Annotated in this window: 10 protein-coding genes; 2 read left to right on the top strand and 8 right to left on the bottom strand. The window is 63.4% G+C overall.

Annotated features, from left to right (window positions below):
* Positions 1-92 precede the first annotated feature (92 nt).
* Positions 93-578 carry an IS5 family transposase gene (locus IHV84_RS13390; protein ID WP_142081353.1) on the top strand — a complete coding sequence of 162 codons (486 nt, stop codon included), beginning with the start codon at positions 93-95 and terminating at the stop codon, positions 576-578.
* A gap of 433 nt (positions 579-1,011) precedes the next feature.
* On the opposite strand, the gene IHV84_RS13385 is transcribed toward IHV84_RS13390, so the two are convergent.
* The 5 genes from IHV84_RS13385 to IHV84_RS13365 form a co-directional block, all read right to left on the bottom strand.
* On the bottom strand, positions 1,012-1,494 hold the full coding sequence (locus tag IHV84_RS13385) for a c-type cytochrome (protein WP_198847209.1): 483 nt from the start codon (positions 1,492-1,494) through the stop codon (positions 1,012-1,014).
* 33 nt (positions 1,495-1,527) lie between these two features.
* Positions 1,528-3,147: a bifunctional phosphoribosylaminoimidazolecarboxamide formyltransferase/IMP cyclohydrolase gene (purH, locus tag IHV84_RS13380; RefSeq protein WP_198847208.1), complete on the bottom strand. Its 1,620-nt coding sequence runs from the start codon at positions 3,145-3,147 to the stop codon at positions 1,528-1,530.
* Positions 3,148-3,240: 93 nt separating this feature from the next.
* Positions 3,241-3,474 carry a Fis family transcriptional regulator gene (locus tag IHV84_RS13375; RefSeq protein WP_044398839.1) on the bottom strand — a complete coding sequence of 78 codons (234 nt, stop codon included), beginning with the start codon at positions 3,472-3,474 and terminating at the stop codon, positions 3,241-3,243.
* On the bottom strand, positions 3,471-4,517 hold the full coding sequence (dusB, locus tag IHV84_RS13370; RefSeq protein ID WP_198847207.1) for a tRNA dihydrouridine synthase DusB: 1,047 nt from the start codon (positions 4,515-4,517) through the stop codon (positions 3,471-3,473). The genes IHV84_RS13375 and dusB overlap by 4 nt, the downstream gene beginning before the upstream one ends.
* 184 nt (positions 4,518-4,701) lie before the next feature.
* On the bottom strand, positions 4,702-5,262 hold the full coding sequence (locus IHV84_RS13365; RefSeq protein WP_198847206.1) for a M15 family metallopeptidase: 561 nt from the start codon (positions 5,260-5,262) through the stop codon (positions 4,702-4,704).
* A 162-nt stretch (positions 5,263-5,424) separates the two neighbouring features.
* Here IHV84_RS13365 and IHV84_RS13360 point away from each other — a divergent pair, with 162 nt between their 5' ends.
* Positions 5,425-5,895 (top strand): YqaA family protein, encoded by a 471-nt coding sequence (locus IHV84_RS13360; protein ID WP_198847205.1) that lies wholly within the window; start codon positions 5,425-5,427, stop codon positions 5,893-5,895.
* 15 nt (positions 5,896-5,910) lie between these two features.
* Here IHV84_RS13360 and IHV84_RS13355 read toward each other — a convergent pair whose 3' ends face one another.
* The 3 genes from IHV84_RS13355 to serA form a co-directional block, all read right to left on the bottom strand.
* The gene (locus IHV84_RS13355; RefSeq protein WP_370541274.1) at positions 5,911-7,629 is read right to left on the bottom strand and encodes an AAA family ATPase; all 1,719 of its coding nucleotides are present in this window, start codon (positions 7,627-7,629) and stop codon (positions 5,911-5,913) included.
* Between the two features lie 408 nt (positions 7,630-8,037).
* Positions 8,038-9,132 carry a redox-regulated ATPase YchF gene (gene ychF / locus IHV84_RS13350; RefSeq protein WP_044398844.1) on the bottom strand — a complete coding sequence of 365 codons (1,095 nt, stop codon included), beginning with the start codon at positions 9,130-9,132 and terminating at the stop codon, positions 8,038-8,040.
* Positions 9,133-9,361: 229 nt separating this feature from the next.
* On the bottom strand, positions 9,362-10,591 hold the full coding sequence (gene serA, locus IHV84_RS13345) for a phosphoglycerate dehydrogenase (protein ID WP_198847204.1): 1,230 nt from the start codon (positions 10,589-10,591) through the stop codon (positions 9,362-9,364).
* Between the last annotated feature and the right edge of the window lie 42 nt (positions 10,592-10,633).

Here is a 10,633-nt window from a genome sequence, read left to right as displayed (position 1 = left end):
TGGAACACGGTGTTCAAACGCTTTAGAGACTGGGTTAAGGCCGATGTGTTCCAACGTCTGTTCGATGCAGTGAGCGAGCAGCCGGACATGGAATATGCGATGGTGGATGCCACGATTGTGAAAGTGCATCGGCACGGCCAGGGGGCAAAAGGGGGACTTCGGGCCAGGCCATAGGCCACTCGAGGGGCGGCATGACCACGAAGATACTGGCGCTGACGGATGCATTGGGCAATCTGGTGAAGTTCGTCTTGATGCCAGGGCAGCGCCACGACACCAAAGGGGTCAGAGAGCTGATTGCCGATGTGCGCTTTGATGCCTTGCTTGCCGACAAGGCCTTCGATGTGAATTGGCTGATCCAGGAGTTGGGTAAGCGCGGGGCGCAGGTGGTGATCTCACAGATGCCCCGCAGGAGAGCGCCACTGGAGATTGACCTGGAGGTCTACAAATGGCGCCACTTGATCGAGAACTTCTTTTGCAAGCTCAAGGAGTTCAAACGTATCGCAATGCGCAGCGACAAGACGGATAGCAGCTTCGCAGCGATGATCTATCTCGCAGCTGGGGTTATCAACTCTCGCTGATTCTCAACACGTCCTAGGGAAAAGTCAGACCACCGAAGAGCCCACAGTGAAGTGGTGTGCAGTGGAGGTGTGCGGTTTTGGGGTACCGCTGCCCAGATCGAACCTGCTTGCAGCGCGAGTAAGCAAAAGCTGCTGCAACAGACCTAATGTAGGGTGCCTAGACCTTCTGTGCAAGAGGTTTATGAATATTTTTAAAAGGGCGGTGACGATACCGTCCACTGAGCATGACTTCTTGTGGCCGCACTCTGCCGCACGGCCAAGAGAGGCGAAAACCCCCGCGGTCAAGCAAAGTTGGCACAACGAGCGATGGATATCGCCAAGAGCGCTACCCCCTCACACTGTGGCCAACAAACGCGGGGCGCCGACGGCCCACTTGCACCTCCACCATTCCTGCGCCGCTCACAGGCAAGGGCATTCACCAAATCCGGGGGCGCTACTGCGGAGCCGCTGCCTGCGCAGGCGGCAGGCTCAGCAACCACCGCGCCATGTCTGAAGATTGCGCTTCATTGACCTGGGGATGGCGTGGCATCACGGTACGCCCCCACACACCCACACTGCCTTCGCGGATCTTGCGGGCCAGGTAGTTGGCGGCATCGGGCTGTTCGCGGTAACGGTCAGCAATCTGGCGGAAAGACGGGCCCACGTAGCGCCGGTCCATGCCGTGGCATCGCAGGCAGTCGCCGGCTTGTACCAGGGCCTGTCCGGCCAGGGATGAGGTTTGGGGTACTTCGGCAACCCCAGCCACAGGGGCTGTAGAGGTGGGCTGCTGCGGTGCGTCGGCCTGCGCGGGCTTGGCCGAGAGCACCATGCGCACGCCCAGGTTGAGCATGCCCAGGGCCACCAGCAGCCCGAAGGCGATCAGTGCCCACCCCAGCCAGCGCGGCCGGGGTGGCGGGTTGTCATCGTCTGGATGCATCTACAAATCCAGAGATGTCTTGTGGCGCGCAGATCAATGGCGGAAGTGGCGCACGCCGCTGAACACCATGGCCACGCCGCGCTCGTTGGCGGCGTCAATCACTTCCTGGTCGCGCATCGAGCCACCAGGTTGGATGACGCAGGTGGCGCCTGCATCCACCACCACGTCGAGGCCGTCGCGGAAGGGGAAGAAGGCGTCGCTCGCCACCACGGTGCCTTGCAGCGACAGGTTGGCGTGGCTGGCCTTGATGCTGGCGATGCGGGCGGAGTCGAGTCGGCTCATCTGGCCCGCGCCCACACCCATGGTCATGCCGCCCTTGCAGAAGACGATGGCGTTGCTCTTGACGTACTTGGCCACCTTCCAGGCGAACAGCAGGTCTTCCATTTCTTCCAGCGTGGGCTGCTTCTTCGTCACGACCTTGAGGTCAATCAGCGACAGCTCGTGGTTGTCTGCCGTCTGCAACAGCAGGCCCGAGCCGATGCGCTTGGCGTCCATGGCGTTGCGGCCACGCTCCCAGTCGGTGTTGCCTCCGTGTGCGGAAGATGTCGAGGGCAGCGCGATCTTGAGCAGGCGCACATTGGCCTTGCTCTTGAAAATTTCCAGCGCTTCGGGCGTGAACTCGGGGGCCATCAGCACTTCCACAAACTGCTTGGTGACCTGGGCAGCGGCTGCGCCATCGACCACGCGGTTGAAGGCGATGATGCCGCCGAAAGCGCTGGTGGGGTCGGTCTGGAAGGCCTTGCTGTAGGCGCTCAGGGCATCGAGCCCCACGGCCACGCCGCAGGGGTTGGCGTGCTTGACGATGACGCAGGCAGCGGCGTCAAAGCTCTTCACGCATTCCCACGCGGCATCGGCGTCGGCAATGTTGTTGTAGCTGAGTTCCTTGCCTTGCAATTGCACGCCGGTGACCAGCGAGCCGGGCGCGGGGTGCAGGTCGCGGTACAGCGCGGCTTGCTGGTGGCTGTTTTCGCCGTAGCGCAGGTCTTGCACCTTGGCGAAGATGCCGTTGCTCTGACCAGGGAACTGGGTGCGCGTGGGCACGTAGGTTTCCGACAGCTTTTCTTCTTCGAACGTGACGGACGAGAGGTAATCGCTGATGGCGCCGTCGTACTGGGCGATGCGGTTGAACGCAGCGACCGACAGGGCAAAGCGCAGCTTGTCGCTCAGCTTTCCGTTCGCCTTCAGCTCGGCCAGCACGGCGTCGTACTGGTCGGCAGCGGTGATCACGCCCACGTCTTTCCAGTTCTTGGCGGCGCTGCGCACCATGGCGGGGCCGCCAATGTCGATGTTCTCGATGGCGTCGGCCAGCGTGCAGCCCGCCTTGGCCACGGTGGCTTCAAAGGGATACAGATTGACCACCAGCAGGTCGATGGTGTCGATGCCATGTTCCTTCAGGGCTGCCATGTGGGCAGGCAACTCGCGGCGGGCCAGCAGGCCGCCGTGCACCTTGGGGTGCAGGGTCTTGACGCGGCCGTCCAGCATTTCAGGGAACTGGGTGACCTCGGCCACCTCGGTCACGGGCAGGCCTTCCTTGGCCAGCAGTTGCGCAGTGCCGCCGGTGGACAGCAGCTTGATGCCCAGCGCGTGCAGGGCTTTGGCAAAGTCAACAATGCCGGTCTTGTCGGAAACGGAAAGAAGTGCGTTCATGGCCATGGTGGAGGTAAAGTTTGAAGTGAAATTGGGCTCTAGCGCACGTCTACCAAGCGCTAGCAGCTATGTTTTGTGTAGCAAACACCTGTCGCAGCATCAGAGCAGCTTGTGCTCGACCAGCTTCTTGCGCAGGGTGTTGCGGTTCAGGCCCAGCCATTCGGCCGCGCGGGACTGGTTGTTGTCAGCGTGGCTCATCACCACTTCCAGCAGCGGCTTTTCGACCACGCGCACCAGCATGTCGTACATGCCGTCGGGCGTTTCACCGCCCAGATCGCGGAAGTAACCTTGCAGGCTTTCGCGGACGCACTCTTCTATGTGTTGTTTGCTCATGCAGGCAATCCCTCTTGTTCTTCTGTATCTGCAAGCGCGGCAGTAGCGGCGGGCATGCGGTCCATCTGGGTGCCCAGGGCGTCCAGAAAATCGGCCACCGCCTGCCACTGCGCAGCGCTGTCTTCTATCGTGTTGATGTGCTGCCTGAAGGCTTCGCCGCCCGGCAAGGCGCGCAGGTACCACGCAATGTGCTTGCGGGCGCTGCGCACGCCGGTCAGCTCGCCATAAAGGCTGTAGTGGTCTTGCAAATGATCGAGCAGCAGGCGGCGCACCTCGGCCACCAGGGGTGGGGCCAGGTGCTCGCCAGTGTCCAGAAAGTGGCCAATCTCGCGGAAGATCCACGGTCGGCCCTGGGCGGCGCGGCCGATCATGATGGCGTCGGCCCCGGTGTAGGCCAGCACATCGCGCGCCTTCTCGGGCGAGGTGATGTCCCCGTTGGCCACCACGGGCACCTTCACCGCCGCTTTCACGGCGGCAATGGTGTCGTACTCCGCCTGGCCCTTGTAGCCCTGCTCCCGCGTGCGGCCATGCACTGTGAGCATCTGGATGCCGATGGATTCAAACTGGCGCGCTAGCGATACAGCGTTTTTATGTTGCTGGCACCAGCCAGTGCGCATCTTCAGCGTGACGGGCACGTTGAACGGCGCACAGGCCTCGACCACCGCCTGGGCGATCGACACGGCCAGCGCTTCGTCCTGCATCAGGGCGGAGCCCGCCCACTTGTTGCACACCTTCTTGGCCGGGCAGCCCATGTTGATGTCGATGATTTGCGCACCGCGCTCTACGTTGTAGACCGCCGCCTCGGCCATCATCTGCGCCTCGGTGCCGGCAATCTGCACGGCAATGGGCCCCGGCTCTCCTTCGTGGTTGGCCCGGCGCGAGGTCTTGAGGCTGTTCCACAAGTCCTTGCGCGAGGTCACCATCTCGCTCACCGCATAGCCCGCCCCCAGCGCCTTGCACAGCTGGCGGAAGGGTCGATCCGTCACGCCCGCCATGGGGGCGACGAACAGACGGTTCGCCAAAGAGAACTGGCCTATGCGCATGGGGGGGGGTACGGAGGTTGGCAGCGGGTGCTGAAAAAGGAGGCAGGATTGTACCTGCTCAAAATTTCAGCAACTGAAATATCCAACCGCGCGATTCAAGTGCGGATCCATCCCTTGCTCAGCGGGGTCACGCAACCCGTTTTTGCACACAACCCGTTTATATTTTGTACTGCAATCACCCACCTCAGCGGGCAGCCACACTCACAGGGCTGCTGCCTTGCTGGGCAAAGTGCCACCAGGCATCGGGCAGATTGCTGAAGCGGTGCTGCGCCATCAACGTGCGCAGCCACTGGCGGTTGAATTGCACGTCGGGCGAGAAGCCGCCCGCATCCACCGACGCCGCTGCCAGCGGTACACCGGCCGGTGTGCCCATGTCCACCTCATGCCCATCGGCCAAGGGGCCACGCACCACCTTGCTGGCTTTGAGGCCATCCACCACGGTCACCTCGACCCGCCAGGCGCCGCTGGGCCCATGGCAGCGCGCCTTCAAGGCCATGCCTTGCGCCTGCAACTGCTGCGCAATGCGCGATAACGCGGCTTGACCAGCGCGGTCTTGCTGGCAACTGCCTGCCGACTGGCCCCGCCAATCCACATCTCCCTCGGCATCGGCAGCGTGAACGGCTGCATGGCCACCAAACCCCGCTGCCAACAACCCGGCCACGAGCCAGTGCTGCCAGAGCTGCCAGCGGGGGCGCGATGGGCGGGCCGTGTCGGCAAATATCGAAGTTGTGTGGCGGTGGGGCATGGGTTCCTCCTCGTTTTTGCTTTCCAGGGTGGGCATGAGGAGAAGGTACCGAGCGACGGGCCACCGCCCCCAAAGCGTATGCCCCGCGCCGCTGTAGGACGAGGCCGCCAAAGCGAGAAACGCGGGCGCAGAGCCCTACACTCCAACGCTATGGAAATCTGGATGCACCAGCTGCTTCACTGGCTGGCCTTGCCGCAATTCGGGCTGAGCACGGTGTTCGTGGTCTCGTTCATCTCGGCCACGCTGCTGCCTTTGGGCTCCGAGCCTGCGGTGTTCGGGCTCGTCAAGCTCAACCCAGATCTTTTCTGGCCTGCGATTGGTGTGGCCACCGTGGGCAACACCCTGGGCGGTGCGGTGAGCTGGTGGATGGGCCTGGGCGCCCACAAGGCCGTGGACCGCGCCCGGGGCAGCCCCACCGAAGTGCGCGCACTGGGCTGGTTGCGCCGCTTTGGCCCCGCCGCCTGCCTGCTGAGCTGGCTGCCCGGTGTGGGTGACCCGCTGTGCGCCGTGGCCGGCTGGCTCAAGCTGCCGTTCTGGCCCTGCGTAGCCTACATGGCAGTGGGCAAGTTCTTTCGCTACCTGGTCATGACGAGCGTGCTGCTGTACTTCATGCCAGGGCAGTTGGGCGGCTGAGGGCCCGCACCCAGGTCATCGGCTTCGGGGCAGCAATGCATCCCAGTCCACCGGCTGGGTGGTGTCCACATGCACCGTCAGCGCCAATTCATCGGGCGCCAAGGGCTGCAGGTGGGCCCATTGCGAATCCAGCACCGCCACATCGGCTTCCGACGCATCTTCGCCCAGGCGCTGGCGCGCCTGCACGCGCTCGCGCAGCACCGCCAGCGGCGCTTCAAAAGCCAGAATGCGGCAAGGCACCTGCAACGCCCGCGCCAGTGCCATGAACTGAGTGCGCGTGGCCGGGTTCAAGAAGGTGGCATCGACCAGCACCGGGTAGCCCGCCTTCAGCACCAGCACGGCCAGTTGCGCCAGCCGCTCGTGGGTCTGCCGCGAAGCCTGGGGGGTGTAGATGCCGCCTTCAATACCGTCACTGCGCTGCCCCGCGCGCAGGCCGAACAAACGCTTGCGCTCTACATCAGCCCGCAGGCGCACCGCGCCACGCTGAGCCACCAGCGGTAACGAATGGGTGCTTTTGCCCGAGCCCGACAAGCCATACGCCAGCCACAGCACCACTGCGTTTGGCTGGGTCAGCTCCACGGCCAGCGCCAGGTAGCGTTGCAGCGTGCGCTGCGCCTCGTCTATCAGCGCAGCATGGGCCGCCTGTGCTGCGCTATCGACGCGCTGCGCTTGCAGCTGCGTCCACTGCAAGCCCGCCACACGGGCCCGCACCAGCGCGCGGTACACACGGTAGTAGCCCAGCACCTGCAGGCCTTCGTAATCGCCCGTGTGCTCCAGCCACCGGTTCACGCAGCGCCAGGCCAGATCAAGCCGCCCACGCGCTTGCAGGTCCATGGCCAAAAAGGCCAGGTCGGCCATGCAGTCAATCCAGCGCAGATCGGGGTTGAACTCCAGCGCATCAAACAACTGCGGTTGGCCGTCAAGCCACGCAATGTTGGCCAGGTGCAGGTCGCCATGGCACTCGCGCACATGGCCACCGCGCCAGCGCTGGGCCCACACGCCCTGCAACGCACGCTGCCGGGCGGCACACCATTGCTCCAGCCGCTCCAAGTCACCCACCTGCCCCGGCGCCACCTGGGACAGCACCAAAGCCAGAGCGGCCAGGCATTCACGCACCGGTGCGGTGGCAGCATGCTCGGGCGATGGCGCCACCAGCGCCCCGCCCAGCTGCGCCATGTCTGCCACGGCTGCCTGCGTGTGCAGCCTGGCCACCTGCTCGGCCAGGGCATCCATGTCTTCGTCTGCCACGCATCCCGCCTCCAGCCTGCGGCTGAGCAAGGCCTGCTGGTCAAAGCGGCGCATCAGCACCGCGGGCTCCGCCCCTGCGGCATCCCCTGCCGCCCAGGGCTTCACCCGCCAGGGCCGGGAATCGCTGCCGTCACCCTCCACGCCCACCACGTCCAGGTACATGTGCGGGGCCGTGCGGCGGTTGATGCGCAGCTCTTCCTGGCACGCGGCCAAGCGCAGTGCGGCGGTGCTGAAGTCCAGAAAATCCAGCGCCAAAGGCTTCTTGAATTTGTACACATGCCCACCCACCAGCAGTAGCCACGAGATGTGCGTTTCGATGCACTCCACCGCACAGCCCGCATAGCCCCAGGCCTGCGGGTGGTACTGCAGTTGATGCACGCGTTGTTGCGCAGCGGCGTAGGCATCCTCCAGCGTGGGCCTGGCAACGTGCTGCCGCGCAAAGGAGTCGGAAGGAGCGAGATGGGTGGGGTTGGAAATGTCTGACACGAGCAAAAGACCGCAGGCCGTGCAGCCAGGCAACAAGATGCCCCCAGTGTGCGCGTGGTGCGGCGGCTGTCAACCCGGCTGCGCCAACCGACCGCCGGTGGATGGCTCAACACCTATCGCAGCCCAATCGATTGCTATCAATTAAATAGCGCATTGCGCTTACTAGATAAGCGCTAGCGCCCAATTTCAGGCTCTTCTAGCGAATGCTAGTGATGCACTCGATAAATGTCGTACGTCGAAATCGTCGTTTACAGACGTGCGGCGATTTCCATCACTACTATTCGCTAGAAGAGCCCAATTTCAATTGAAAAGTGCAAATCAGGCCTGCAACCCGGTCGCCCATAAAAAAGCCCCGCCATGGCGGGGCTGGATCGACGCCAAGGGGCAGAAACTCTGCCGCGCAGTGGCTTAGACGTTGAACAGGAAGTTCAGCACGTCGCCGTCCTTGACCACGTATTCCTTGCCTTCGGCGCGCATCTTGCCCGCGTCCTTTGCGCCTTGTTCACCCTTGTATTGGATGAAGTCTTCAAACGCGATGGTCTGGGCGCGGATGAAGCCGCGCTCGAAGTCGCCGTGGATCACGCCTGCGGCTTGGGGAGCGGTGTCGCCCACATGGATGGTCCAGGCGCGCACTTCCTTCACGCCCGCGGTGAAGTAGGTTTGCAGGCCCAGCAGCTTGAAGCCGGCGCGGATCAGGCGGTTCAGGCCGGGCTCATCCTGGCCCATTTCAGCCAGGAACATGTCGCGGTCTTCGTCGCTCATTTCGGACATTTCCGACTCGATCTTTGCGCAAATGGCCACCACGGGCGCATTCTGCGCAGCGGCGTATTCCTTCAGGCGATCGAGCAGCGGGTTGTTTTCAAAGCCGTCTTCACTCACATTGCCCACGAACATGGCGGGCTTGGAGGTGATGAGGCAGAACTGCTTGAGCAACGGAGCATCTTCCTTGCTCACTTCCACCGTGCGGGCGGGCTTGCCTTCGTTCAGCGCGGCCTGGATGGGCGTGAGCAGCGAAACGATCTTGGCGGCTTCCTTGTCGTTGCCCGACTTGGCGGCCTTGCTGTAGCGGTTCAGCGCTTTTTCCACGGTGCCCAGGTCGGCCAGGCACAGTTCGGTCTGGATGACTTCGATGTCGGCGATCGGATCCACACGGCCAGCCACGTGGATCACGTTGGGGTCTTCAAAGCAGCGCACCACATTGACGATGGCGTCGGTTTCGCGGATGTGGGCCAGGAACTGGTTGCCCAGGCCTTCGCCCTTGCTGGCGCCAGCCACCAGGCCAGCGATGTCCACAAACTCGACGATGGCGGGGACGATGCGCTCGGGCTGGATGATCTCGGCCAGCTGCTGCAGGCGCGGATCGGGCACTTCCACCACGCCGGTGTTGGGCTCGATGGTGCAGAACGGGTAGTTCTCGGCGGCAATGCCAGCCTTGGTCAGCGCGTTGAAGAGGGTGGACTTGCCCACGTTGGGCAGGCCCACGATGCCGCATTTGAGGCTCATGGAAATTCCTTGTGAATCGCCCCTGCAGCGCGCCCTGGGCCTGAAGGCCAGGTGGCGCATGCGAGCCATCGCCGTGTGGGGCGACAGCCCTGGAGGGGCTGGATGAAGACACTGCGCTGCAAAAGCCGGTCAAATCCGGCGATTTGCGCTTGCGGTGCCTTGGGTGCGGCGCGGATTTTAACCTTGGGCGGCCCAACGCACCGGCCCGACCGCGCAGCCCGCGCCAGGATCAGAACAACACGCGGCTGCGCAGGGTGCCTGTGACCCCGGCCAGTTTGTCCAGCGCCAGCGGGGAAGAGGCTGCGTCGATATCGATCACCACGTAGCCGATCTTCTCGTTGGTTTGCAGGTACTGGGCTGCCACGTTGATCTGGTTGTCGGAAAAAATGCGGTTGATTTCCGACAGCACCCCCGGCACGTTACGGTGGATGTGCAACAGGCGGTGCTTGCCAGCGTGCGCGGGCAGCGCCACTTCAGGGAAGTTGACGGACGAGGTGCTGGTTCCGTTGTCGCTGTACTTCACCAGCTTCTCGGCCACCTCGGTGCCGATGTTGGCCTGCGCTTCCATGGTGGAGCCGCCGATGTGGGGAGTGAGGATGACATTGTCCAGCCCGCGCAGGGGCGACAGGAACTCGTCCTTGTTGGTGCGCGGCTCGACCGGGAACACGTCAATCGCCGCACCCAGCAGCTTCTTGGCTTTGAGCGCGTCGGCCAGGGCATCGATATCCACCACGGTGCCGCGTGCGGCGTTGATGAGGATGCCGCCGGGCTTCATCGCCGCAATTTCGGCCGCACCAATCATGCCCTCGGTCGATGGCAACTCGGGCACATGCAGGCTGACGATGTCGCTTTGCGCCAACAGGTCGTGCAGCTTGGCCACCTGGCGCGCATTGCCCAGCGGCAGCTTGTTCACCACGTCGTAAAACGCCACCTGCATTCCCAGCGCTTCCGCCAGCACTGACAGCTGCGTGCCGATGGAGCCATAGCCGACGATGCCCAGCGTCTTGCCCCGGATTTCGTAGGCGTTGTCGGCCGACTTGAGCCAGCCGCCACGGTGGGCCACGGCGTTCTTTTCGGGCACGCCGCGCAGCAGCAAGATGGCCTCTGCCAGCACCAGTTCGGCCACCGAGCGGGTGTTGGAATACGGGGCGTTGAAGACGGCAATGCCCCGCTCGCGCGCAGCGTTCAGGTCCACCTGATTGGTTCCGATGCAAAAGCATCCCACAGCGACCAGCTTGTGCGCGTGGGCAAACACCTCTTCGGTCAATTGGGTGCGCGAGCGAATGCCCACAAAGTGCACGTCCGCAATCTTGCGCTTGAGTTCCTCGTCGGGCAGCGCGCCGGAGATGGCTTCGATCTGCGTGTACCCGGCGGAACGCAGCACGTCCACCGCAGAGGGGTGAATGCCCTCCAGCAATAAAAATTTGATCTTGCTTTTGTCCAGCGATTGCGCGGTCATGAAGGTCCCTGTTCAGTGGATGGAGGTGGGCTGGGGCAGATT

Origin of the sequence: Acidovorax sp. IB03 (genome assembly GCF_016406015.1) — a bacterium.
In the GTDB taxonomy this organism is placed as follows: domain Bacteria; phylum Pseudomonadota; class Gammaproteobacteria; order Burkholderiales; family Burkholderiaceae_C; genus Acidovorax; species Acidovorax temperans.
This window is presented reverse-complemented; position numbering and strand designations above follow the sequence as displayed.

Excerpts from the sequence above, each read along its gene's own strand:
- dusB (WP_198847207.1), bottom strand. The coding sequence starts at position 4,517 with ATGCGCATAGGCCAGTTCTCTTTGGCGAACCGTCTGTTCGTCGCCCCC.
- purH (WP_198847208.1), bottom strand. The coding sequence starts at position 3,147 with ATGGCCATGAACGCACTTCTTTCCGTTTCCGACAAGACCGGCATTGTT.
- IHV84_RS13375 (WP_044398839.1), bottom strand. The coding sequence starts at position 3,474 with ATGAGCAAACAACACATAGAAGAGTGCGTCCGCGAAAGCCTGCAAGGT.
- IHV84_RS13365 (WP_198847206.1), bottom strand. The coding sequence starts at position 5,262 with ATGCCCCACCGCCACACAACTTCGATATTTGCCGACACGGCCCGCCCA.
- IHV84_RS13385 (WP_198847209.1), bottom strand. The coding sequence starts at position 1,494 with ATGCATCCAGACGATGACAACCCGCCACCCCGGCCGCGCTGGCTGGGG.
- serA (WP_198847204.1), bottom strand. The coding sequence starts at position 10,591 with ATGACCGCGCAATCGCTGGACAAAAGCAAGATCAAATTTTTATTGCTG.
- ychF (WP_044398844.1), bottom strand. The coding sequence starts at position 9,132 with ATGAGCCTCAAATGCGGCATCGTGGGCCTGCCCAACGTGGGCAAGTCC.
- IHV84_RS13360 (WP_198847205.1), top strand. The coding sequence starts at position 5,425 with ATGCACCAGCTGCTTCACTGGCTGGCCTTGCCGCAATTCGGGCTGAGC.